The organism is Neopusillimonas aromaticivorans, from assembly GCF_030344915.1.
GTDB lineage: Bacteria > Pseudomonadota > Gammaproteobacteria > Burkholderiales > Burkholderiaceae_B > Neopusillimonas > Neopusillimonas aromaticivorans.
Genome location: NZ_CP128233.1, coordinates 1,401,100 through 1,423,846 on the forward strand (window position 1 = coordinate 1,401,100; position 22,747 = coordinate 1,423,846).

General features: G+C 59.0%; 20 protein-coding genes and 9 pseudogenes. 12 read left to right on the forward strand and 17 right to left on the reverse strand.

The genetic code is table 11. The features are described from left to right. Window positions 1-11: 11 nt before the first annotated feature. From rfbD to N7E01_RS07585, 3 genes and pseudogenes are all read right to left on the reverse strand, one after another. Window positions 12-977, reverse strand: a complete 966-nt coding sequence (gene rfbD, locus N7E01_RS07575) for a dTDP-4-dehydrorhamnose reductase (RefSeq protein WP_289175327.1) — start codon at window positions 975-977, stop codon at window positions 12-14. Further along, window positions 974-2,043 (reverse strand): annotated as a pseudogene (gene rfbB / locus N7E01_RS07580) (dTDP-glucose 4,6-dehydratase). Before rfbB ends, rfbD begins: the two are co-directional and overlap by 4 nt. 162 nt (window positions 2,044-2,205) lie before the next feature. Further along, window positions 2,206-3,647 (reverse strand): annotated as a pseudogene (locus N7E01_RS07585) (mannose-1-phosphate guanylyltransferase/mannose-6-phosphate isomerase). 447 nt (window positions 3,648-4,094) lie between these two features. On the opposite strand from N7E01_RS07585, the gene N7E01_RS07590 reads away from it, so the two are divergent. The 7 genes and pseudogenes from N7E01_RS07590 to N7E01_RS07620 all read left to right on the forward strand — a co-directional run bounded on the left by N7E01_RS07590 (window position 4,095) and on the right by N7E01_RS07620 (window position 7,547). Further along, on the forward strand, window positions 4,095-5,126 hold the full coding sequence (locus tag N7E01_RS07590) for an NAD-dependent epimerase/dehydratase family protein (protein ID WP_289175330.1): 1,032 nt from the start codon (window positions 4,095-4,097) through the stop codon (window positions 5,124-5,126). Between the two features lie 230 nt (window positions 5,127-5,356). Next, on the forward strand, window positions 5,357-5,698 hold the full coding sequence (locus N7E01_RS07595) for a DUF2799 domain-containing protein (RefSeq protein WP_289175331.1): 342 nt from the start codon (window positions 5,357-5,359) through the stop codon (window positions 5,696-5,698). Between the two features lie 58 nt (window positions 5,699-5,756). Continuing rightward, entirely contained in the window at window positions 5,757-5,921 is a 165-nt protein-coding gene (locus N7E01_RS07600) for a hypothetical protein (RefSeq protein ID WP_289175333.1), read from the forward strand. A gap of 82 nt (window positions 5,922-6,003) precedes the next feature. Then, window positions 6,004-6,552: a glycosyltransferase family 25 protein gene (locus N7E01_RS07605; RefSeq protein ID WP_289175335.1), complete on the forward strand. Its 549-nt coding sequence runs from the start codon at window positions 6,004-6,006 to the stop codon at window positions 6,550-6,552. Continuing rightward, window positions 6,549-6,758, forward strand: a complete 210-nt coding sequence (locus tag N7E01_RS07610; RefSeq protein WP_289175337.1) for a hypothetical protein — start codon at window positions 6,549-6,551, stop codon at window positions 6,756-6,758. The genes N7E01_RS07605 and N7E01_RS07610 overlap by 4 nt, the downstream gene beginning before the upstream one ends. A gap of 159 nt (window positions 6,759-6,917) precedes the next feature. Then, window positions 6,918-7,249: pseudogene (locus N7E01_RS07615) on the forward strand (type II toxin-antitoxin system RelE/ParE family toxin). Then, complete coding sequence (locus N7E01_RS07620; RefSeq protein WP_289175338.1) at window positions 7,218-7,547, forward strand: helix-turn-helix domain-containing protein; 330 nt, start codon at window positions 7,218-7,220, stop codon at window positions 7,545-7,547. The pseudogene N7E01_RS07615 and the gene N7E01_RS07620 overlap by 32 nt, the downstream one beginning before the upstream one ends. Before the next feature lie 69 nt (window positions 7,548-7,616). Here the strand turns inward: N7E01_RS07620 and N7E01_RS07625 are convergent, their stop codons facing one another. The 4 genes and pseudogenes from N7E01_RS07625 to N7E01_RS07645 all read right to left on the reverse strand — a co-directional run bounded on the left by N7E01_RS07625 (window position 7,617) and on the right by N7E01_RS07645 (window position 11,269). Beyond that, window positions 7,617-8,117, reverse strand: coding sequence for an aromatic-ring hydroxylase C-terminal domain-containing protein (locus N7E01_RS07625; RefSeq protein WP_350495011.1), 501 nt, complete (start codon window positions 8,115-8,117; stop codon window positions 7,617-7,619). A 93-nt stretch (window positions 8,118-8,210) separates the two neighbouring features. Next, a pseudogene (locus tag N7E01_RS07630) lies at window positions 8,211-9,253 on the reverse strand (FAD-dependent monooxygenase); the annotation flags it as partial. Window positions 9,254-9,338: 85 nt separating this feature from the next. Beyond that, window positions 9,339-10,078: pseudogene (locus N7E01_RS07635) on the reverse strand (alpha/beta fold hydrolase). A 141-nt stretch (window positions 10,079-10,219) separates the two neighbouring features. Further along, entirely contained in the window at window positions 10,220-11,269 is a 1,050-nt protein-coding gene (locus N7E01_RS07645; RefSeq protein ID WP_289175347.1) for a 2,5-dihydroxypyridine 5,6-dioxygenase NicX family protein, read from the reverse strand. On the opposite strand from N7E01_RS07645, the gene N7E01_RS07650 reads away from it, so the two are divergent. Together N7E01_RS07650 and N7E01_RS07655 are read left to right on the forward strand one after the other, a co-directional pair. Further along, the gene (locus tag N7E01_RS07650) at window positions 11,268-12,029 is read left to right on the forward strand and encodes a LysR family transcriptional regulator (RefSeq protein WP_289175349.1); all 762 of its coding nucleotides are present in this window, start codon (window positions 11,268-11,270) and stop codon (window positions 12,027-12,029) included. The two genes, N7E01_RS07645 and N7E01_RS07650, sit on opposite strands and share 2 nt — an antisense overlap. After that, window positions 12,026-12,259: a LysR substrate-binding domain-containing protein gene (locus tag N7E01_RS07655; RefSeq protein WP_289175351.1), complete on the forward strand. Its 234-nt coding sequence runs from the start codon at window positions 12,026-12,028 to the stop codon at window positions 12,257-12,259. Before N7E01_RS07650 ends, N7E01_RS07655 begins: the two co-directional genes overlap by 4 nt. A 69-nt stretch (window positions 12,260-12,328) precedes the next feature. Here the strand turns inward: N7E01_RS07655 and N7E01_RS07660 are convergent, their stop codons facing one another. Next, a complete protein-coding gene (locus N7E01_RS07660) occupies window positions 12,329-12,475 on the reverse strand; it encodes a hypothetical protein (protein ID WP_289175353.1) in 147 nt (48 codons plus the stop codon). A 78-nt stretch (window positions 12,476-12,553) separates the two neighbouring features. Further along, entirely contained in the window at window positions 12,554-13,477 is a 924-nt protein-coding gene (locus tag N7E01_RS07665; RefSeq protein ID WP_289175355.1) for an ABC transporter substrate-binding protein, read from the reverse strand. Window positions 13,478-13,805: 328 nt separating this feature from the next. On the opposite strand from N7E01_RS07665, the gene N7E01_RS07670 reads away from it, so the two are divergent. Next, the gene (locus tag N7E01_RS07670) at window positions 13,806-14,015 is read left to right on the forward strand and encodes a TA system antitoxin ParD family protein (protein WP_289175357.1); all 210 of its coding nucleotides are present in this window, start codon (window positions 13,806-13,808) and stop codon (window positions 14,013-14,015) included. Then, entirely contained in the window at window positions 14,015-14,293 is a 279-nt protein-coding gene (locus tag N7E01_RS07675; RefSeq protein ID WP_289175359.1) for a type II toxin-antitoxin system RelE/ParE family toxin, read from the forward strand. Before N7E01_RS07670 ends, N7E01_RS07675 begins: the two co-directional genes overlap by 1 nt. A 77-nt stretch (window positions 14,294-14,370) precedes the next feature. Here N7E01_RS07675 and N7E01_RS19370 read toward each other — a convergent pair whose 3' ends face one another. The 8 genes and pseudogenes from N7E01_RS19370 to N7E01_RS07715 all read right to left on the reverse strand — a co-directional run bounded on the left by N7E01_RS19370 (window position 14,371) and on the right by N7E01_RS07715 (window position 21,040). Then, complete coding sequence (locus N7E01_RS19370) at window positions 14,371-15,060, reverse strand: CaiB/BaiF CoA transferase family protein (protein WP_434089570.1); 690 nt, start codon at window positions 15,058-15,060, stop codon at window positions 14,371-14,373. Between the two features lie 89 nt (window positions 15,061-15,149). Next, a pseudogene (locus tag N7E01_RS19375) lies at window positions 15,150-15,446 on the reverse strand (CoA transferase); the annotation flags it as partial. Then, window positions 15,427-15,585, reverse strand: a complete 159-nt coding sequence (locus tag N7E01_RS19380; RefSeq protein ID WP_289175361.1) for a CoA transferase — start codon at window positions 15,583-15,585, stop codon at window positions 15,427-15,429. The gene N7E01_RS19380 and the pseudogene N7E01_RS19375, both read right to left, overlap by 20 nt. A 101-nt stretch (window positions 15,586-15,686) precedes the next feature. Further along, a complete protein-coding gene (locus N7E01_RS07695; protein ID WP_289175363.1) occupies window positions 15,687-16,877 on the reverse strand; it encodes an amidohydrolase family protein in 1,191 nt (396 codons plus the stop codon). Between the two features lie 36 nt (window positions 16,878-16,913). Continuing rightward, a complete protein-coding gene (locus N7E01_RS07700) occupies window positions 16,914-17,498 on the reverse strand; it encodes an amino acid synthesis family protein (RefSeq protein ID WP_289175365.1) in 585 nt (194 codons plus the stop codon). 18 nt (window positions 17,499-17,516) lie between these two features. After that, window positions 17,517-18,082 (reverse strand): annotated as a pseudogene (locus tag N7E01_RS07705) (amino acid synthesis family protein). A 105-nt stretch (window positions 18,083-18,187) separates the two neighbouring features. Beyond that, on the reverse strand, window positions 18,188-19,291 hold the full coding sequence (locus N7E01_RS07710) for a UPF0280 family protein (RefSeq protein ID WP_289175367.1): 1,104 nt from the start codon (window positions 19,289-19,291) through the stop codon (window positions 18,188-18,190). Window positions 19,292-19,438: 147 nt separating this feature from the next. Further along, a pseudogene (locus N7E01_RS07715) lies at window positions 19,439-21,040 on the reverse strand (6-hydroxynicotinate reductase). Window positions 21,041-21,312: 272 nt separating this feature from the next. On the opposite strand from N7E01_RS07715, the pseudogene N7E01_RS07720 reads away from it, so the two are divergent. Then, a pseudogene (locus N7E01_RS07720) lies at window positions 21,313-22,744 on the forward strand (aldehyde dehydrogenase family protein). The last annotated feature ends 3 nt before the right edge of the window (window positions 22,745-22,747 follow it).

Here is a 22,747-nt window from a genome sequence, read left to right on the forward strand (position 1 = left end):
ATGCCAAGCGGTTAGGGATGGCACTCGCGCCCGACCACGGGCAACAGGTTGTCCAGCAGTCGTTGCAAGCCCTGTTGCCACGGTGGCAGATAAAGCCCGAAGGTGCGTTGCAGCTTACCCGTATCCAGTCTGGAATTTTGTGGGCGTAATGCCGATGCCGGAAAGGCGAGGGAAGGCACAGGCTGTATGTCAGGCAAGGTGGCATTAAATGCCGCCATGCCATGTTTTGAATATTCGCTTAGCAAAAACTGTGCATAGCCGAACCAACTGGTTTCGCCGCCCGCCGCCAGATGGTAAATACCACTGGTGTTACTGCTGGTACTGGTGGCGTCTGATGCCGGCCAGTCGCCGGTGTTTTTTTGCGTGACCTGATGAATGGCATGCGCGGTGATGTCAGCAATTAAATCGGCACCGGTCGGTGCACCAACTTGGTCATCGATTACTCTAAGGTGGTCACGCTCTTTGAACAACCGCACCATGGTTTTGGCAAAGTTGTGGCCCCGTGCGGCATAGACCCAGCTGGTGCGAAATATCAAATGGCGGCAGCCGGTTGCACGTATTGCGCGCTCGCCAGCAAGCTTACTGTGACCATAGACATTCAGTGGGTCGGGGCGGTCATCTTCCATCCAGGGTTGGCTGCCGCTACCATTGAAGACGTAATCAGTGGAGTAGTGCACCAGTACGGCGTCCAGGCTACGGGCTTCTTCGGCCAGCACGGCCGGGCCCAACGCATTGACCTGGTGGGCCAGCGCCGGTTCGCGCTCGGCCTGATCAACAGCGGTATAGGCCGCTGCATTCACAATGACGTGGGGCTTTATCTGCCTTATCGTTGCCCGTACCCGGTCGGGCCGGGTAAGATTTCCGCACAAGGTGGTGGAATCTTCCCGCCCCAGCGCAATGACCTCACCCAACGGCATCAGGCTACGTTGCAGTTCCCAGCCGACCTGACCATTCTTGCCCAGCAACAAGATTTTCATACGCTGCGCCCGTTGTAGTTCCGGTTTATCCATTGACGATAATTGCCCGATTGCACTTGGTGCACCCAATCGTCGTTTTCCAGATACCACTGCACGGTTTTGCGCAGGCCAGTGTCAAAGGTTTCTGCCGGGTGCCAGCCCAATTCACGCTGTATTTTGCGGGCATCAATGGCGTAGCGGCGGTCGTGGCCTGGGCGATCGGTGACGTAGATGATTTGTTCGGCGTAATTTTTGCCGTCAGTGCGGGGGCGCAGTTCGTTCAGCAGCGCGCACACCTTATTCACAATTTCAATATTGGGCTGCTCATTCCAGCCGCCCACGTTGTAGGTTTCCCCACCTGCCCGGCTTCCAGTACACGACGTATGGCGCTGCAATGGTCTTTGACATACAGCCAGTCACGTATTTGCCGGCCATCGCCATACACAGGCAACGGTTTATCGGCCAGAGCATTCACAATCATTAACGGAATGAGTTTCTCCGGAAAATGATAGGGGCCGTAGTTGTTGCTGCAGTGGGTGGTGAACACTGGCAAACCATAGGTGTGGTGCCAGGCGCGCACCAAGTGGTCGCCGGCGGCCTTGCTGGCAGAGTATGGGCTGTTGGGCTCGTAGCGATGCTGCTCGGTAAACGCCGGGGCGTTCGGGCTTAGTGAGCCATAGACTTCGTCAGTGGATACCTGCAGGAACCGGAACTTCTGTTTTGCGTCTTCGTTCAGGCCGCCCCAGTAAGTGCGTACGCATTCCAGCAGAGTGAACGTGCCCACGACGTTGGTTTGAATAAAATCGGCCGGGCTGTATATGGAACGGTCTACGTGGCTTTCGGCGGCAAAGTTCAGCACCGCACGGGGCCGGTGCTGTTGCAGCAGTTTAGTCACCAGCGCCGCGTCGCCCATGTCGCCATGCACGAAAATATGCTGCGGATGCTTGCTTACCGTGACCAGGTTGTTCAAATTACCGGCGTAGGTCAGTTTGTCCAGGTTTACAACGGGTTCACTATGGCTTGCCAGCCAATCAAGCACGAAGTTCGAGCCAATGAAACCGGCACCGCCAGTGATCAAAATAGTCATGTCGTAGATTGAGTTACATGTTATGCAACGACCATTTTCAAATGAGCCCCGAACATGCCGTTGGTAATACGCAAAGAACCGGCACCCCGTGTTTTGCCACACCCACAGACCCAACCATGGGTGTTAGACCAAAAGGTTACACCGAACGCGCAACAACAAGCCTTAGCACCGGCCGTAGTTATCCTCGAAACGCACAATATCGTCTTCGCCCAGGTACTCGCCGCTTTGCACTTCAATCATTACCAGATCAAGCACCCCAGGATTCTCGAGACGATGTTTGTGGCCTGCAGGAATGTACGTAGACTCGTTGGTTCTGACCATAATTTCCTGGTCGCCATTCACCACCTTGGCCATGCCGCTAACCACGATCCAGTGCTCGCTACGGTGATGGTGCATCTGCAAACTGAGACTTGCACCTGGCTTCACTTCGATACGTTTGATCTTGAAACGCGGCCCTTCTTCCAGAACGGTATAGGTGCCCCAAGGCCTGGCCACGGTTCTGTGAAGCTTGTAGGCATGGTGCTGCTGGGTTTTCAGCCTGGCCACCACTTTTTTAACATCTTGAGCCCTATCGGGGTGAGCCACCAGCAAGGCGTCGGGCGTATCGACAATCATCAGGTTATCGATGCCTACCGTCGCCACCAAGCGATCTTCGCTTTGTACAAAGGTGTTGGTGCTATCTACAAACATAACCTCACCGACAGCCCGATTGTTGGCCTCATCGGGAGAGGTCAGGTCACGGACGGCATTCCAGGAACCGATGTCGCTCCAGCCGAAATCTGATGGCACAACAACGACTCGATTTGACTTTTCCATGACCGCATAGTCTATGGAAATATCGGGTACGTTGTTGAAAGTATCGACGGGTATTTCCAGCATGGCGGCATCAACACTCTGATGCGCTTTAATGGACTCCCAACATGCCGAGACACTAAACGCCACATCGGGGGCATGGGCCTGCAATTCGTTCAGAACGGTGCCTGCCGTGAAACAGAACATGCCGGAATTCCATAGGAAGTTGCCGCTTGCAAGGTATTCCTGCGCTTTATCTGCGGTTGGCTTTTCGACAAAACGCAACACCTGCCGCCCGCCATCACACTTATCACCCGCCTCGATGTAGCCAAAGCCTGTTTCAGGTGCGGAAGGCACGATACCAAAGGTGACCAGACTTCCTTTTTGGCCAATGCAGCCGCTTCGGCAACCGCTTCAGCAAACCGGTTTTGATCTTGTATCAGGTGATCTGCAGCCAAAACAAGCATGACGGCCTCGGGGCCATAACGCTCTGCCACGAAGTGAGCGGCCAAAGCAACAGCCGGGGCGGTATTCCGCCCGCAAGGCTCAAGCAAATAAGCCCCCGTATGACCGGCAAGGTTTGCTGCCGCCAGCTCGTCTTTACTCATGAAGTAGTAATCGCGACCGGTCACCGTCAGCAAGGGACTGCCCGCCTTGCCAACCAACTGGCTAACCTTCGCCGCGCGACGATAAGTTTTCATCAGAAGGCTTTCACCATCGGCCAACTTCATGAATGGCTTTGGATGGCCCTCGCGGGATACAGGCCATAAGCGTGTACCGGCACCGCCGGAAAGAATTACGGGAATAATCATGAGCTGAATAGGTTTATGGTGAAGAAAAGCAGGGCGCTTTGGCCAAGGATGCGGTCGCGCTACTGATTTGACGCGGCGCCTGAATTGGTGAAGACAACGCCAGGCATTTTAGCCCAGAGTGCTTTTTTGTAACACCCTTTCAAGCGACCGACCAGGGCGACTACGGTAATAATGGCATCCAACCAAAACGAGATGTAACATCCGGCCCACCCATTCGACGCTCAATGCGCAAAGCGACCCTGTTATGCATGACTTGAATACCGTTACCGAAAAATCAATCGCGCAACAATCAGGCGATGACTTTGACCGACCCGTCATCACGCCAGACCTTTTTCAGGCTGCGCCTGAAAAAGACACCAACGAAAGGGTTTTGGTGACGGGCGCAACGGGCTTCGTCGGCCGTGCCGTCGTTCGGCAATTGGCCGACACCTTGGGGGGCTGCATGTTGTGGCTGCCGTTCGCACATCGAGCTTGCCAAATGCTTTGCCACACGGATTAACGAACACATTATCAAACACCGATGCCTTACCCAACGCAGATTACACGGCAGGCACGGGCTGGCCGGAAGGCATCAAGGTCGTTACGGTTGGCGACCTTGACAGCACCACCGACTGGTCGGCAGCGTTAACGGGCGTGACCACCCTTATTCATTGTGCCGCCCGGGTGCATGTCATGAACGATGCGTCCACCGACCCGTTGCTGTTGTATCGCCGCGTGAACGTCGAAGGCACGCTGGCCTTGGCCCGCCAGGCCGCTGCCGCCGGTGTAAAGCGTTTTGTTTTTGTCAGCTCGATCAAGGTGAATGGTGAAGCGACCGGAGCACACCCAGGGCGAGCCAGCCGTTTGGCCGACACTCCCGAGGCGACCTGCGGGAAGACTGAGGCCGCATCTGGAAAAGCCGAAGCCGCTTTCGCTTTCTCTGAAGACACACCACCCGCACCGGTTGACTCCTACGGGGTGTCAAAACTTGAGGCCGAGCAGGCCCTGTTTGCCTTGGGACGCGAAACAGGTCTTGAAATCGTGGTCGTTCGTCCGCCGCTGGTTTACGGGCCTGGCGTAAAAGCCAATTTTCAGACGCTGATCAAGGTTGTGCGCAAGGGTATTCCACTGCCATTGGCGGCAGTCAGGCACAACCGGCGCAGTCTGATCGCCCTGGACAACCTTGTTGACTTGCTGGTGACCTGCGCCCGCCACCCTCTGGCAGCAAACCAGGTCTTTCTGGCCAGCGATGGCGAAGACCTTTCGACGGCCGACCTGTTGCAACGCCTGGGCCGGGCGATGGGCAAACCGGCCCGACTGTTCTATGTGCCCGAATGGGTGCTGACGTGCGGCGCCCGCGTTCTGGGCAAACAGCAGGCCGCGCAGCGTTTGCTGGGCAGCCTGCAGGTAGACTCGTCCAAAGCACGCAATGTGCTGGGCTGGGTGCCGCCTGTTAGCGTTGATGAAGGCCTGCGCCGGGCCGTTGAACGCCGGGTTTGAGCACCATGCATGCCTTACCACGGTTGGAGATTAATACCCAAAGAAGCATAATCAATACGCTGGTAAATTTGGATATACCGACGTTTTGCCCGGTTCAGCCCTTAGCTTGCGCTACAGCTTGCCCTGACAACCCCGCTTGCGCTACATTTACTTACTACCATTCACATGTCGCCAGACGTCGTTCTGGCCGGCTTAACCCCATCGCTCGCCACCATTCTCAGGGCACTTCAATGATCCGTGCATGCGTACCCGGCACCCGTTTTTATGTCCCCCGCAAACTGCTGCTGGCCACGGGCGTCGCTCTGGCACTTTCAGGCTGTGCCAGCATGACGCCCGAAGAATGCCGTACCGCCAACTGGTACGAACAGGGCCAGCGTGACGGCTCGCGGGGCCAACCGCGCTCGTACATTGAAGAACATCGTGAAGCCTGCATGAAAGTTGGCGTGACGCCCGATGCCGGCTTGTGGGAAAAGGGCGCGCCAAAGGCATACGCCAATACTGCACGCCGCACAACGGGCTTGAAGTCGGGCGTCGCGGGGGTCTTACCGCAATGCCTGCCCGCCGGAACTTGAGGCTGATTTTCTTGACGCCTATCGTGCCGGCAAACGGGTTTACGACGCCGAACAACGGGTGAACCGACTGACCAGCGACCAACGTAACAAAGAAAGCGAATTGAGGCGCGCCAAAGAAGACAAAGACCGTAAACGCCTGCGTGAACAATTGCGTGATCTGGACTACCGCCTGCGCAATGCGCGTGACGACCTGTATTACGAAGAACGCCGGTTGTATCGCTGACAATCCAGGTCAGCAATGGTCAGCCGGTTCTGCGAATGCCCACCCTATAATGGTCGCTGCAAAATTTATTACAAGACCGGGTATGAACTATTCTGAAACCCCCGCCCCGACTGCCGCCTGGGGTCTGGATGGCATTTGCGTGGTCAATGTCAAAACCTTCACCGAACGGCGCGCCCACATCGAGCGTGAACTGAAACGGTTTGGCCTGACTGGCGAGTTCATCTTTGAACACGACGCCAACGAAATCACGCCCGAACTCGACGCACAATATTACCTGCCTAACCCGAATCTGACCAACGGCCACAAGTCGTGCGGGTTAAAGCACATCGCGATCATGCAACGGGTGGTCGCCCGGAACTGGGATTACTGCCTGGTGCTGGAAGACGATGCGATTCTGGACAAAAGCTTTCGCCAGGGCGTTGAAAATGCCCTGCGCGAACTGAAACAGAACTACGCCGGCAAGGCCTGCGTCACGTTTATCGGCAGCGGCGGCAATTGGTACACGCCGCGCAGCCAGCGCAAGAAGGGGCAGCATCTGTACCCGGCCAAAAAGGCCGTTTCACCGATTCGTACATCATCGGCAAAGACGCCGCGCAACTGCGCCTTGACTGGATTGCCCGCCACAAGATGAGCAACGCCATCGACAACGCCTTTGACCAGATGGACCGGGAACTGGGCATTCAGATGTTATGGCTTGAACCCACGGTAGTCGAGCAGGGCACGAAGCGCGGGCTGTTTGGCAGCACCCTGGAAGGCCGCTGGCCTGCGCCGGTACAGGCGTTTTTGCATGGCTGGGAAAAATTCCGGCGCAAGTACATTTATCAGTTGTGGCGGTAAGTTTGCCTGACAAGCACCTATCCCATAACTCATAGCCCGCTTCGGCGGGCTTTTTTATTGAAAAACCAATACACTAGGTGGTACCATCAGCGCATGAACCGGGTTTTCAAATTGCGGCATTTTGTCCGCTGGATGCGCAAGACTGAGCTGACAGATGCCATGCTGTGTCAGGCCGTCCATGAAATGTCACAAGGGCTAATCGATGCTGACCTAGGCGCTGGCGTGGTCAAGAAAAGGATTGCCACTCCTGGCCGAGGCAAGAGCGGTGGGATAAGAACCCTGGTGGCAACAAACAAAGGTGACCGCTGGTTCTTCATGTTTGGGTTTCCAAAAATGAACGCGCCAACATCAGCGATGCCGAGAAAGAAGCCTTGCAGGAATTGGCGCATGACTATCTGAGCAAAACAGCGGTCGAGTTGACTGCCCTTGTTTCTGATGGTGCTTTACAGGAGATTTGTCATGAGCACGACCCAAAAAACACCAGCACGTAGCCCCATCATGGAAGCCGTGCACGAAGCGGCCGCTGATCTGCACAGGCATGGGTTTATTGACCAGCGCAGAATGCGCAAATACGACTTGATGTGCCTGGAGCCTGTTACTGGCTATGATGCCCAGAAAATCCGCTCTTTGCGCGAACGTTACCAGCTAAGCCAGTCGGTTCTTGCATCCCTGCTGAATACCAGCCTGTCTGCGGTTCGTCAGTGGGAGGCGGGCGACAAACGGCCTGGTGGGCCGTCGCAAAAGCTGCTCAGCATCCTCGACCACAAGGGTATTGATGCCTTTGTTTAAACCGTGTCGGTGCCAATTGCTGAAATGGGCATACTTCCCGTGAGTTTGGCAGTACACACCAAAACCGGTTTATCCCCCAACCACCGTCGCCAGAATCTCGCCAGCATCCACGCCATCAGCCTGACCGCGCCAGGCGACCATCATGTCGGGCCGCACCAGCACCAGGTCGGCGGCATACAGGCTGTTGGCCACAGGGTGATCGACGTCCAGCACCGTCAACGGAATCCCCCGCCGGCGGGCCTCATCTGACCAGGCTCGTGCCACGGGCTGGCCGGTGAAATTCAGCAGATTGAAACCCGCACCGAAGCGGTCAAACAAGGCCTCGGTGGACGACAGCCACACGTGCGGCGCCCGATGCCCCGGGCGTGCCACCGGCACATAACGGCGCGGATCATCGGCGGGTTCAGGGGTGCCATCAGGAATGCAGATGGGGCTGTCGTTGTAGCGGTAGCCCAGCAGCACCCCCGACGAGGCCAGAATTTTCTCCTGACTCAGCAGTTCGGCCCCCAGACGTTCACGCAGTGCCTGGCCTGCGGCGTCTTCCGCATCCAGTTCGTCACCGTACTGCATGACTGAATACAGCTTGTCGAAGTTGTCGGCGGCTTCGCGCGTGTTGCGCACCCCGATCGGGTGGCGCTCGGTGTGATAGCTGTCCAGCAGGGCATCAGGTGCCCAGCCTTGCACCACGGCGGCCAGTTTCCAGCCCAGTTCCACCGCATCGCCAACGCCGGTATTCATGCCCAGCCCCCGGTAGGAGTGAACTTGTGGGCGGCGTCTCCGGCCAGGAAGGCGCGCCCGACCCGGTACTGGTCGGCCACCAAGGCGTGCGCGGTCCAGGGCTGAACCTCGATGATGTCCAGATCAATGGTTTTGCCCAGCAAACGGGTGATGGCCGCCTTGGGATCGATGTCGGTCCATTCGACGCCGTCGGGCATGATCAGGTGGTATGTCCACAGCGTGCCGCCGTCCCAGTTCAGCAGGAAACCGCGACATGATTTATGCAACGGGAAATAGATGTTGCCGTGCCCAAAGGCGTGTGCCGACATGAAATCGGGGGCACGAAAATAAATGGACACGAAGCGGGCCAGGCCGCTGCGCCCGGACATCGGCACCCCAAGGGTTTCGCGCACCAGTGAACGGCCTCCGTCACACCCCACCAGGTAATCGGCGCTCACCGCCTGGATCTCCCCGGTTGCCACGTTGCGGATACGTGCATCAACACCGCTCTTTTCCTGCGAAAAATCTGTTAATTCCCAGCCAAACCGTGCGTCTACGCTGTCGCGCGTCAGCACATAGTCTTTCAGTGCGGTTTCCACATGCTGCTGGCCGACAATGGTTTTCAGGTAAGGGGACCAGTACATTTCGGCGTAAGGGTCGGCCACCCCTTCATCGCGGGCCTTTTCCAGTGCCTCGTAAGACGACATGGACAAGCGGTGCAGCGATTTGCCGTGCATGCTGCTAACCCAGTGGTAGTCTGCCGGCAAATGCGCCGGAATCCCTTTATTGATCAGTTTTTTATCTACGCCCCAACGGCGGAAATACTCCATGGTACGGTTGCCGACCGCGTTGGCGCGCGGGTGCGGGTTGACTTCGGCGCGCTGCTCTACCAACAGGCAAGGAATGTTGCGCCAGCCCAGCTCGGCCGCCAAAGACAGGCCGACGGACGCGCCGCCAGCGATTAAAACGGGGGTATGCAGTGTTTTCATGAGCAGTTCTAAACGTATGGGTTGTTATTCGTGAACAGGCCGCCGTGATTCGGGGGCTGTTATCGTCAGGCCGGTATACGCCGGTTCATCCCTGGGTCTGCAGAAACGCCAACAGGCGTGTGTTGAAGGCCTCCGGGCACTCCAGATTCATCAAGTGGCCGCACCGGGGCAACAGCGTAAATTCGGCATGGGGCATCATCGCCGCCACCTCACGCCCCATTTCCGGCGGTGTCAGGCGGTCATCTTCGGCATACAGCAACAGGGTCGGTACGGTAATGCGCTGGATTTCGCGGGTGCGGTCAAACTCCGACGCGGCGGCCAGCGCCTTGAGATACGGTTCTTTACGCAGTGCACAGATGCTGTCATACAGCAGGCCCTGGACAGTCGAAGACGCATAAGGGCTGGTCAATGAACGGATCAGTTCCGGGGCCAGTTCCGCAAAGGTTTTGCCCTGCAGCAGCGGGGCCTGTCGCAAGCGCAGGAAATCATCACGCTGTTGGGGACTGAGTGCTTTGTTGAAACTGGGGAACGCCCCGCACAGTGTCAGCGAACGCAGGCAGCCCGGGTGACGATCGGCGAAGTCCATCAGCATGCGCCCCCCATCGACAACCCGACAAAATGGGCCGTTTCAACCCCGGCATGCGCCATCAGGCGACACAGATCGGCACTGATGTCGGCAAAATCGAAGGGACCATCGTAATCGTCAGAGGCACCGTACCCTCGTGCATCCCAGGCAATGGCGCGATAACCGTGGCGGGCCAGGTACGCTTGCTGCTCGCGCCAGTTGGACTTGTTCCCGCCAATACCATGCAGGAAAATCACCACAGGCCCGTCCGGGGGCCGGCCTCGCTGTAGGCGATGGCAGGGAAGGGTCGGGAACCGGATGCGGCAAGGCAACCGGCCCCGTCGGGGGCGGCAGGAACACGATCATTATGAATTTCTGGCAGACTCATGCAACAACCCCGCTCAACCGGCCAAGGGCGGCTGCACCACGCCATTGCGTACCACATCAACCCCGTCAATACTAACGGTGCAATGACGCAGGGGCAAATCAAAATGGCCGCTGGTGAACCGGTTGGCATGTTCATTGGCACCGGTTGAAATCAGGAAATTACCGGCAAATGCGCGCAGTTCCGTACCGTTCGTGTCGTGTTTGTCGTACATGGCCAGCGCATCCCAACGGGCTGCCGGGTTCATGCCCCAGCCCACGTGCGACACGCCATAGGCATTCGGGTCATTCCAGGCCGCAAAATAGCTAGCCATCAATTGGGCATCCAGACCCTCGCCGCTGATATCCGTCACAAAATCATTCGTGATGGTCAGCGTGATGCGTGAATCAAGGTACTTCTTGAAGGTCAGGTTCACGTCACCCACATCCATCACCACCGTACCGTTCACGCTGCCGGCGGTCGGAAAACACAGACACAAGCCGCCGGGCCAATACGAGACCTTGCCCGGCTCGGTGACAAACCCGGCCGACCCGCGCGCGGGCGCACCGGCAAGGTTGATAACCAGGTCCGTGCCCGCCGCAGAGGTCACACGCATTTCACGCGCCTGATCCAGCAAACGAACCCCCTGCGCCACCTTGGCCTGCAAGGCGGGGTCGGGCATCAGTCGCTCAAGGATTTCCGGGTGCTCGTTGCTGATCATCATGACGCGGGCACCGCCCGACAGAATCGCCTTGAGCTCGGCGGCGTGCAGCAACCCTTCGACGGTGCAGTCAACCACCAGCGCCGATGAGCGCAGGGCGGCCACGACGGACTCATTGCCCGCAATCGCCTGCGAACTGCCGGTCGAACGTACGGGTACGGGGTCTTTCTGTCGCGGCGTGGGCAACACCACATGAAACACCTGGGCCCCAAGGTCAAGCAGGGCCAGCTCGGCCAACTTGACGTTGACGGCCCGTGACAAGGTTTCGGACAGAATCGCGACCCGATCACCCGGCATGACGGCACACAGGGCAAACACCTTGCGGAAACTGTCGAGCCATTTGTGTTCAATTTGTTCAACCAGCATGTACAACTCCTTCGTTACTGCCTATGATGGGCAGTTCGTTCAATTCACCCGGCCTTCGTTCAAGCATGCGTTTGTTGCAGCCCATCGACCTGGAATACTTTGTAGAAATCTGCCGCCAGGGCAGTATCGCCCAGGCGGCTGTGGCGCTGGGGTTACCCAGCCCACGCTCAGCAAAAGCCTGAAGCGTCTTGAGCAGCAGGCCGGTGCCCGGCTGTGCGACCGCAACGCCCGGGGCATTGTGCCCACCGAAATGGGCCGCTATCTGGTGGCCCAGGCCGACCACCTGCTGGCCGAGCTGCAAGCCACGCAGCACAGTCTTCAGGAAATGAGCGGTGTGCGGGTGGGTACGGCCTCGCTGGGCCTGGCCCCCATGCTCAATCACCACTTTGCGCCGGCCCTGATCGAGCAGGCCCTTGCGCAGCGTCCGGGCTTGCACGTACGTATCGCCGAGGGCCTGTTTCAGCCCTTGTTGCAACAATTGCAGCAAGGCGAGCTTGATTTCATCCTCAGCTCGCCGTCGGTCACCGAACGCACCAACCCCGACCTGCGCAGCGAGTTGCTGGGCGTGAACCGGTTCATCGCCTGTGTCAGCCACGCGCACGCACTGGCAAAGGCACCGGTCAACCCTGCCGCCCTTAACGACTACGACTGGGTCCTGGTATCGCCGCGCGGCATTTTGCGCCATGTGCTGGCTGACGTGTTCAAGGCCCATGAACTGCCCCTCCTGTTCCCCGGGTCGAAACCAATTCCCCTGCATTGATCAAGGCGTTGCTGTTCACCCACCGGTACATCAGCTTCTTGCCAGAAGACATGGTGGCCGCCGAGCTGGCCGCCGGTTCACTGGTACGTCTGGACATCCCGTGGCTGGTCTGGCAACGCGAGCTGTACCTGACCACGCGCCGGGACCGCACCCTTAGCCCGGCCGCCCAGTTCATGAAGACCCTGGCGGCCGACAGGGCACGGGCTGACTTTGCGAGGGCAGCGCAATAGCCGCTTGCCGCTTTACGCCCGGGCGGCTGGCCGACCCCGCGCCCTGCCGCAGCAAAGGGCCATTCCTGCTTACTGTTGCACCTTCCAGCTGCCGTTCTCAACCTTGACCCGAACCCGGGCACGCTCATCCAGACCGTTGTGATCTGTCGGCGACATGGTGTAGATGCCCATGGTGCCGACAACTTCCTTGACATCGTTTTCCAGGGCGTCACGCAAGGCTTTACGGAATTGTGGCGTGCCCGGCGTGGCATTTTTGCAGCGACGGGTACGGCGGCGTTCAACAGTTCGTAGGCATCAAAGGCATAGCCGGCAAAGGGCGAGCGGGCTTTGGCGCCATAGGCTTCGTCGTAACGCGCCAGGGCTTTTGCCGCCACCGGTTTGATCGGGTTGGTATCGGGCAACTGGCCTGCAAACAGGTAAGGGCCCGCCGGGGCACTGGGCGCCTTCAGCTGCGGCCCCGCCGATACGGATGAAATCCGGGCTGACCGAGCCGTGCGTGTTATAGACCAGCCCCTTGTACCCACGTTCGTTCAAGGCCATGTGCGGCAGGGCACCCGCTGCGCCCGACGCGCCCACGACCACCGCCTGCGGGTTGCCTTGCATCATCTTCAGAACCTGCGTCGTCACCGAGGTATCGTTGCGTTGGTACCGTTCGTTGGTGGTGATGGTCATTCCGGCCTTCGCCCCCTGATCCATCAGGGTGCGGTACACCGCATCGCCCCACGAATCGGCAAAGCCGATATAGGCCACCTGAGTGATGCCGCGCTTTTTCATGTCGTCAACCACCTCACCCATCATGAGGCCGATTGGCTGGGGCACACCAAAGGTCCAGGGTGCTTTGGCCGCGTCCACTTCAATGGGGCTGAGCGACAGGTGCGGCACGCCGGTTTCGGTGGCCAGCTGCATGATCGCCATCGTGACCGGCACGCTGTTCGAACCGACCAGTACATCGACCTTGTCTTCGTCCAGCAGCTTGCGGGCATTCTTGACGCCGGTTGTCACGTCTGACGTGTCATCCAGAAAGACATATTTGACGTCCTGACCACCCATCGTGCGCGGCAGAATTTCAAACACATTCTTGTAAGGAATACCCAGTACGGCCCCCGACCCGGTGGCGCTGGCCACCACACCGACCGTAACCGGCTGGGCCACCGCCGCTGCCATGACCCCGGTCAGCGCCAATGCCCCGACTGAACACAAAATTTTAGTGATACGCATGTCTCGTCCCCTTGTTTTAGATGGTGGAACAGCGCCTTCACGCTGTATGACATCAGAGTAAGGGAGAGTGGCGTCAGCCAGAAGATCAGATCTGACGCTTGGGGTATAACTTTTGGGAATGGGTAGTAAGGCCCGAGTCAGGACGTTTATACCCAATGGTTTTACTACGCCTTGTGGCAAAGGCCGGCACGCGTCAGACTGACCAGCAACACTGCAAATTGCAACCATACAACCACTAAAACAGAGCCTGGCTTAGGCAAGCCAAACAAGCAGGGTTCCGTTTTGGTCCTTTAAGGAATAAAATAGAACCATTCATCGGAGGTTCACCATGGCCATCAACGTCAAACTGTCAGAAGCCTTGGTCGAAAGCGCCAAGCGCTACGGCAACATCGAGCACCGCTCGGTACCAAAGCAGATCGAATACTGGTCGAAAATAGGCAAGATCGCCTCTGAAAACCCCGACTTGCCCTTCAGCGTCATCCGCGACATCCTGGTCGCCGACCAGGAAGAGCCAGTGGGTGAGTACCCATTCGACTGATGCGCATCCTCGTCACCCCCACTTTCGAACGCACCGTCAAAAAGCTGCACCAGCAGCAAAAGACTGCGCTTGATGAAGCGGTGCGTACCATTGCCAGTCATCCTGAAACCGGTGAAGCCAAAGCCGGTGACTTGGTTGGTGTGCAGGTATACAAATTCCGCATGGGCAGTCTGCTCTGCCTGCTGGCCTATCGGGTGCTTGACGAAAATACGCTCAAGCTGCTGATGGTTGGACCACACGAGAATTTCTATCGTGATCTCAAACGCCTGGACAGTTAACTGGCAAGCGCGACACCGTTATGCCACGGCGTGTGTCGCGCCTCAAGCCAGAACCATCATCCGATAAATCCCGGCCGCTATACAACGCCCCCGTCACGAAGGGCCTGAATAGCCTGGGGGTTCAAACCCAACTCTGTCAAAACCTGTTCCGTGTGCTCACCCAATGTGGGTGGCGGTGAGGTATAGGTAACAGGTGTACCCGACATTTTCATGGGGCTGGCCACCAGGGGCAGTGCACCATAGCGCCCAGACGGGACATCAACACGCATGGTGCGTGCCTTGACCTGGGGGTCATCGAAGACGCGGTCTATGGTGTTGATGGGGCCGCACGGAAAGCCTTGTTCAATCCCCAGGGCGCACCATTCATCAATGGTTTTTGTATTCAGGCGCTCTTGCAACAGGCCGACCAGAAGGTCGCGGTGGGCCACGCGTTGGGCGTTGGTAGAAAACCGGCTATCGTCAGCGACCTGGGGGCAACCCGCCGCAGCACACAAGGCGGCAAACTGGGTGTCGTTACCAATCGCCAGCATGACGTAGCCGTCGGCGCATGCAAAGGGCTGATACGGCACAATCGACGGGTGGGCGCTGCCCAGACGGCCAGGCACCTGGCCACCCAGCAGGTAGTTGCCCGCCTGGTTGGCCAGGGTCGCCACCTGCACATCCAGCAAGGCCACGTCGATATGCTGGCCTTTTCCGGTTCTGGTACGCGCATACAACGCCGCCAGAATGGCGGATGTGGCGTACAGACCGGTGAAAATATCCACCACGGCCACACCCACTTTCTGGGGCCCGCCCCTGGCACGGCGTCGGGTTCACCCGTGATGCTCATCAGACCACCCATGGCCTGGATCAGGGCGTCGTAACCCGGACGCTCGGCGTAGGGGCCGGTTTGACCAAACCCGGTAATTGAACAATAGATCAGGCCAGGATTCACTTTGGCCAGGCTGTCGTAGTCGAGGCCGTATTTTTTCAGGCCACCGACTTTGTAGTTTTCAACCAGGACATCGGCCCGGGCGGCCAGCTCCAGAATGACTTTCTGGCCTTCTGCCTTGGTGAAATCCAGCGTCACGGAACGCTTGCCGCGATTGGCACAAAAAAATAGGCGGCATCCCCGCGCCCGCCATCGGCGGTGGTCACGAACGGCGGCCCCCACGAGCGGGTGTCATCCCCGGACCGGGGCGTTCCACCTTGATGACATCCGCGCCCAAATCCGCCAGGTTCTGGGTAGACCAGGGCCCCGCCAGAATCCGGGACAAATCAAGAACAACGACCCCTTCCAATGCTGCAGACATTCTGTTTCCTGTCACCCACCGGCGAACCACCGCCGATGGATTCACGTTTCTCAACCACCAGCGCTTGCGCCACTGGTGCACTCTTGTTTGAGGTACATCGCCTATTTTTCAATCACCGGCACTTCAGTGGCCGGTGGCGTGTTGCGACTGCGCTGGCAGCGTACGATGCCGTCGATCATCACCATGCCGATGCCGGGAATGTCGCCCAACTGGATGCTTTCCAGCAAGGTGGCGCCGGCTGTGTGCTGGGCGCGGTCCATGAATACGAAATCGGCCGCACGCCCGACTTCGATCAGGCCGCAGTCCAGATCCCGCATGCGGGCGGTGTTGCCAGTGGCAAAACAGATGGCGATTTCAGCCGGGATATCGGCCAGACTGGACAGCTGCGCGATCATGCGAAGGATACCCAGCGGCTGCACACCCGACCCGGCCGGGCCGTCGGTGCCCAGAATAACGCGGTGCAGACACCCCAGCTCGTGGGCGTGCCGCGCTGTCAGGATAGCGATGCGTTCATTGCCGTTGTGCACGATTTCAATGCCACGCGTCGAGCGTTCGCACAGTTCGCACACCTGTTTGTAGGGCAGGGCGGTGTGCCCGCCGTTGATGTGACCGATGATGTCAGCATCGGCTTCCAGCACGACGTCTTTATCGATGAGCCCGGAACCGGGAATGGATGGGCCACCCGTGTGAATGGTGCTTTGAATACCGTACTTGCGCGCCCACGACACCATCTGGGCGGCTTCGTCACCGGCCTTGACACTGCCCAGACCGATTTCACCCAGCAACTTCACCCCGGCCTGGGCCAGTTCCTTGAAGTCGGATTCGACCATGCCTTTTTCAATGACCGGCGCCCCCGCCAGCACCTTGACCCCGCCCGGACGCGCGTTTTCAAACGAGCGCTGCGCCGTAATGGCCAGGGCCTTCAAGCCCAGAATGTCTTTGGGGCGGCCCGGGTAATGCACCTCGCCGGCAGAAATCATGGTGGTCACGCCACCGTTCAGGGTGGAATCGATCCAGCCCAACTGATTCTGACGCGGCGTCCAGTCGCCGGCGACCGGGTGAACGTGCGAGTCGATGAGACCCGGCGCCACCGCTGTGCCACGACAATCAATAACGCGATCGGCGCCTTCCACATCACAGTCTTTGTAGCGACCCACCGCCGCAATGCGGCCATCATTGACGATAAGGGTGTCGGCATCAAGAATGGGGTTTTCAAGGTCGCCCGACAACAGCAGACCTATGTTCTTGATAACGACTTTGCCGGATTTTGCTTCGAGAGTGGCCACGGCCATGATGTTCCTCCTGGTTTTTTCTGTTCGGCACCCGATTTAACGCAGCCCGTCTTCGCCCTTGATGTCGTCTTTGGTCAACCCGCCCACGCGGGGCAACGGACGGCCCGAGTCAGTGACCGCCACCGCCACCACAATTTCATTGGCGCGCGGGGCATCTGACACACGCGCCTCGACGGCATCGAAGTGGGTGCGGACATAGGCCGCGTCTTTGTGGCCCAGCGGCACATCAATGGCCGTACCCACGGTGCCCATTTTCTTTGACGATGGCACAAGTGCGGCGCCTTTTTCCACCGCCTTGCGCAGCGGCGCCCCCAGTTTGGGGTGCAAAATAGCGGCGGCGTGCTCGAGTTCGCCGGCCTCGCCAACAATGGCGGCCTTGCCATAGCTTTCGGCCTGAGAGGGCGTGATACCCAGGGCCTGGACGCATTTTTCACCCAACAGCCCACCCAGTTCTTCGCCAATGGCCATCAACGCGTCCAGGTTCTGCTCGTAACGACCGGCAAACGGGTTTTCAATGACCGCCATGGCGACGGCGCGACGGGTTGGGGGCTCGATGGTCTTGCCCATTTCAATGCGGGTTTCATCGACCAGTACGACCAGTTTGCGAATTTTTGCTGCCATAGTTGTCTCCTGAACGGCTTAACGAAGGCCGTCAAACTTGCTGATTTGTTCCGGGGTCAAGCCCCCGACACGCTGGTGAATACGGCCGCCGGTGGCCATGACCAGTACGAAAACGATTTCATCGGCCGCCGGTGCCCCGGGCACCCAGACTTCCATGGCATCAAAATGGCCGCGAATATAGCTGGCGGTGACATGGGTCAGGGGAACGTCAAGCCGGGTGCCGGGCGCGCCCACTTTTTGCTGGAGGGCACAATCGACAATGCCCGCCCGCCTTCCAGCCCTTTGGGGCCCGAGCTTTGCCCCTGCTTGTAGGCCGAACGGTCACCTTTCCAGCCCAGCAGCTCGCGCATGGCATAGCCGCCGGGCACATGCCACAAGGCGCCATGTTCGAGTTCGCCGGCAGACCCCACGATGGCCCCCTTGCCGTAGCTTTCAATGTCATCGGGGGTGACGCCCATGGCCTTGACAAGGCGTTCGGCCATTTCAAGCCCGACCGGGTTCAGCGCTTCCATCATGGGCAGAATATCGGGCTCGTAACGGCCCGCATACGGGTTCTTTAGCACGGCGGCAACCGCGCCGCGCACCAGGGTTTGTCGGCCACCGGCCCGCCCTCATGGTAGATGTCCTCTACCTGGGTCAGTATCTGCCGCACTTCAATAAGGTCTGACATGGTTTTCTCCTGTACTGCTTCAATGCCCCGGCGCTGATACGCGACAAGGCCTGTGTTCAGTTTTGATCAACACACCACACGCTGCACCAGGCGCTGGTCTTTCATAAAAACACGTGTTTCGTATCGTCGTTGGTTTTGCTCTGTTCTTCAAGACAACACCCCCGGGTTGGTCTGGCAGCACCAGCTGAACCTGCCCCTGCAACACCAGCACCGCCCCCGCAATCAAACCGTTGCGCTGCCATTGGCGCGCAAGCTGTGCACCTTGCAGCAGCGCCTCACGGACAACCTCGGGCGGCAACGGCCCGACATCCACCGTTACGCGGCGACTGCCCAGATCGGTATCGTCTTTGAGGGTGTCGGCCGGAGCCCGGTGTATCGCAGGATGATCCGCATTGACCTGGTTGGCAATGAGGGTTGCAGCAACATCGGCCAAGGCTGCATTGGCCGCAAGTACCGTCACGCTGTCGGCAATGCCCAGACTGAAACTGCGCCCACGCCAACCGCTGGTAGCTATGCCTCCTATGCCTTGACCGGCATGAATGGTAAAGCAACCATCGGCCCCAAGCCTGCCGCTGGATGAATGAAAACGCACGGCCTGGGGGTTAGTCACCAGCCCCACCGTCCAGGACTCACCCGGCGCGAGATACAGCGCAATATCGCCACCGTTATTGACAAAGGCCCGACGCACGACGGCACGGTCACCGGAACCCGTAGCCATGACCGTCTCAGCCATGCCAACCACCACGCCGGGGGCCTGATACTGTGGAAAATGATGCGCAGTATCGTCGGCCGGCGCACCAGACAACAACGCCTGCAACACCTCATCGGCCACGGCACCGGCCACGGCGGCCATCGGCGTTACGAAGCCGTGTCGAAATGGCCAACACGCCTCGCCCATGCGCCGGGCGACCGGACTGGCAAAACGCTGATCAATAGACGCCGTCGTCAATGAGGAGGGCACCGGCTGACGCAACACCGGCAATTCGGCCACCAGTTCGGGCAAGATGACGGCAAAACGCTGCCAGGCGGCTTCCACGTTTCCGACTGACGCCCAAGACCCGTCAACACGCACAATCAGGTCGATCGGCCCGTGCTGAAAGTGGTGCGTACCGGTATCCAGCACGGCCCACTGCGCCCCCCGGCAGCGATGCGCGGCGGCGCCACCGGCACGCCCCTGGCACCTGACGCGGCGCGGCAACAGGCATCGCCCCACCCAGGGGCACTGCAGGCTTCCCGGTCATGACCGTACCCCTCGCATGCCGGCCACGATTCAGGCCAGCATGGGTTTGTTACCCAGCGCCCACGGGCTGGTGGGGTCGAACCATTCAATGATGCGGTGCCGGTCATTACGAAGGACATCGTAAATGGTGCGCACGGCATCGGCGTGCCCGCCCAAGCGAATGTAGTCATCCAGTTTCATGGAAAATTCAATTGGCGCGACAATGGCCGGCGTAGGCACATAGCCGAATGAGTTGTCGGGCATGCGTAAAACATCAACCATCACGGTAATGCCGCCCCCGACCACACATAGGCCGGTGCCCCCCGCAGGTGACGTTGACCAGCGCATTCTTGATGGAATTGGTCAGCCAGATGGGGTTTTCGGTGACACCGGCACGCAATGAGCCGCCGGCACCGCCCAGGAACATGACGCTGCACAACGACGGCTCACAGTTTTCACCGATACGGTCAACGGTTTTTTGCAGGGCATCGGGCATCGGTTTGGCCTGAGGCTGCAACTGCTCATCCAGTTCGTAGTATTCCGCGTGCTCGCCGGTGGTTGACGTGATCAGCAGGCGCAGCCCCGGCCACGCCACGTCGGCGTCCCAGCCTTCAATAATGCTGAGGGCATCGCTGATATCGGTACCGCCCCAGCCATTACCCGGATTGGCCACCTGAAAGTAGCGCCCCGGTGTTGACTTGCGCCCGCGCATTTTGATGCCCGACGGCGGGATATCGAGACACTTGCCCGCCTGGTGTTCGGACAGCACCCCGGTGATGTGATCATCAACGACGATGACCTCGTCAGCATGACCGAACCATTGCTTGGCAAAAATACCAATGGCTGCCGACCCGCAACCGACACGCATGCGTTTTTCTTCAACGCCGTCGACAATGGGGGCCTTGCCGGCCTGCACCACCAGCTGCGCGCCGCCATCAATCGACAATTCAACGGCCTGTTTATTACCCAGCAACATCATCATGTCGCACGTCAGCCTGCCTTCTTTCTTGCTGCCGCCGGTGAGGTGATGGACGCCCCCAGCGACAACATTTGCGACCCGTATTCGGCGGTAGTGACGTGCCCCACGATTTCACCCTTGTAGCGCACATTGGACTGCTCGGGCCCCAGATAACGGTCGGTGTCGATTTTGACCTTGAAACTGCAGTAGCTGAAGATGCCTTCAGTCACTACGGTAACCATATCGACACCCTGCTGGCGTGACGACACAATGAATGGCGCGGGCTTGTAATCGGGGTAGGTTGTGCCCGAACCAACGCCGGTAACGAACAAGCCATTGGGATCACTGACGTCGGTATCGGCAACGTCGTGCATGTGCAGGGCTGTCAGGGAACCCGGCGCATCACAGGCGACGGGTTCGGGGCGTGCCGCCTGCCCCGAATCGTCAAGCCGGCGCATCAGGACCACCGGGTCAAGCCGCACCAGCCGGCCGTCATGATTGGCCCAACGGTCGCAGGCCCCCGAACGGCCTTCGGTAATCTGACACAGCACCGGACAGGCGTTGCATTCAACCTTGTTGGTGGCCATTTTTTCGCTGCGGGGCCTGGATTTGTCGAGCACCACGGGGCCTGGCGCATTACCGCCCGTACCATCAAGGTTATCCATGCTGTGGTCGATTTTGGTGTGTTCAGTCATTGCTGACGTCTCCTGGATGCGGGGCGAAACGGGGTTGGCCGCCAGGGGCCGGAACCCGTTGGTCAATCGCGGCGCCATGGTTGGTGTGCCACCGGCAATTTATAGTGTATTACTTGTAATTACCCAAAACAATTCGGGCTAAACATCATTGATGAATAATATCGAAAAAGATTTTTTGCATCAATAATTATCGTGTACACATTATATTTTCAAGATTGTCTGCCGCAGTATTATGGCTTACCATTAGCGCCTCTTTTACAGGAAAAGACACCATGCACAAGAACTGGATCAACGGCCAATGGGCAGGCACCGACAACATTCAGCACAACCGGAACCCATCTGACCTGAATGACATCGTGGGCGACTATGTGCGCGCCACCGCCGACGAGGTTGATAGCGGCATCGGCGCCGCCCATGCCGCCTGGCCTGACTGGTCGTTATCCACCCCGCAACAACGCTTCGACGTGCTGGATTTTGTCGGTACTGAACTACTGGCACGCAAGGCCGAACTGGGCGAACTGCTGGCGCGTGAAGAAGGGAAAACACGGCCCGAGGCCATTGCAGAGGTCGGCCGGGCCGGGCAGATTTTCAAGTTTTTGCGGGCGAAGCCTTGCGCCTCACCGGCGATGCCGTGGCCTCGGTGCGCCCCGGCGTGCAGGTCGAGATCACGCGTGAACCCATCGGCGTCGTCGGCATCATCACGCCCTGGAATTTCCCGATCGCCATTCCGGCCTGGAAAATTGCCCCGGCCCTGGCTTACGGCAATTGCGTGGTGTTCAAGCCCGCCGATCTGGTACCGGGCTCAGCCTGGGCCCTGGCCGAAATCCTCAGCCGCAGCGGTTTGCCTGCAGGGGTGTTCAATCTGGTCATGGGGCGCGGTTCGGTGGTGGGCCACGCGCTGGTGACTGACCCACGCGTCAACGCCATTACATTCACCGGTTCAGTGAGTACCGGGCAGGGCATCTTGCAACAAGCGGCGCAGCACCAGAAAAAGTCCAGCTTGAACTGGGCGGTAAAAATCCGCTGGTCATTTTGAATGACGCCGACCTTGAAACCGCACTCGACTGCGCCATACAAGGGGCGTTCTACTCAACCGGCCAACGCTGCACCGCCAGCAGCCGCCTGATTGTGGAACGCGGCATTTACGACCGGTTTACCGACGCACTGGCACAACGCACGGCGGCGTTACGGGTAGGGCATGCGCTGGATGCCGACACGCAAATCGGCCCTGTCGCCGATGCCTCACAACTGCAGCAAAACCTTGACTACATTGCCATTGGCAACGACGAAGGCGCCACCTTGCTGTGCGGCGGGCAAACCCTGGAATGCCGCACACCCGGGCACTATTTCAGCCCGGCGGTCTTTGCCGATGCCACCAACAGCATGCGCATTTCGCGCGAAGAAATTTTCGGACCCGTGGCCAGCGTTATACGCGCCGACGACTACGACCACGCCCTGGCCTTGGCCAACGATACGGAATTCGGGCTGAGCTCGGGCATTTGCACCACGTCGTTGCAACGCGCTACCCACTTCAAGCGCGCCATCCAGGCGGGTATGGTCATGGTCAACGTACCCACGGCCGGGGTCGACTACCACGTGCCGTTTGGCGGGCGCAAAGGCTCAAGCTACGGCCCGCGCGAGCAAGGCCGCTACGCACAAGAATTTTTCACGGTCGTGAAAACGGCATACACCGGGCCTGATTGATCA

Coding starts and splice junctions, on each gene's coding strand:
- N7E01_RS07670 (WP_289175357.1), top strand. CDS start 13,806: ATGGCCATCAACGTCAAACTGTCAGAAGCCTTGGTCGAAAGCGCCAAG.
- N7E01_RS07610 (WP_289175337.1), top strand. CDS start 6,549: ATGAGCAACGCCATCGACAACGCCTTTGACCAGATGGACCGGGAACTG.
- N7E01_RS07595 (WP_289175331.1), top strand. CDS start 5,357: ATGATCCGTGCATGCGTACCCGGCACCCGTTTTTATGTCCCCCGCAAA.
- N7E01_RS07700 (WP_289175365.1), bottom strand. CDS start 17,498: ATGGCAGCAAAAATTCGCAAACTGGTCGTACTGGTCGATGAAACCCGC.
- N7E01_RS07675 (WP_289175359.1), top strand. CDS start 14,015: ATGCGCATCCTCGTCACCCCCACTTTCGAACGCACCGTCAAAAAGCTG.
- rfbD (WP_289175327.1), bottom strand. CDS start 977: ATGAAAATCTTGTTGCTGGGCAAGAATGGTCAGGTCGGCTGGGAACTG.
- N7E01_RS07620 (WP_289175338.1), top strand. CDS start 7,218: ATGAGCACGACCCAAAAAACACCAGCACGTAGCCCCATCATGGAAGCC.
- N7E01_RS07650 (WP_289175349.1), top strand. CDS start 11,268: ATGTACAACTCCTTCGTTACTGCCTATGATGGGCAGTTCGTTCAATTC.
- N7E01_RS07625 (WP_350495011.1), bottom strand. CDS start 8,117: ATGCAGTACGGTGACGAACTGGATGCGGAAGACGCCGCAGGCCAGGCA.
- N7E01_RS07605 (WP_289175335.1), top strand. CDS start 6,004: ATGAACTATTCTGAAACCCCCGCCCCGACTGCCGCCTGGGGTCTGGAT.
- N7E01_RS07665 (WP_289175355.1), bottom strand. CDS start 13,477: ATGCGTATCACTAAAATTTTGTGTTCAGTCGGGGCATTGGCGCTGACC.
- N7E01_RS07645 (WP_289175347.1), bottom strand. CDS start 11,269: ATGCTGGTTGAACAAATTGAACACAAATGGCTCGACAGTTTCCGCAAG.
- N7E01_RS07695 (WP_289175363.1), bottom strand. CDS start 16,877: ATGGCCGTGGCCACTCTCGAAGCAAAATCCGGCAAAGTCGTTATCAAG.
- N7E01_RS19380 (WP_289175361.1), bottom strand. CDS start 15,585: ATGTCTGCAGCATTGGAAGGGGTCGTTGTTCTTGATTTGTCCCGGATT.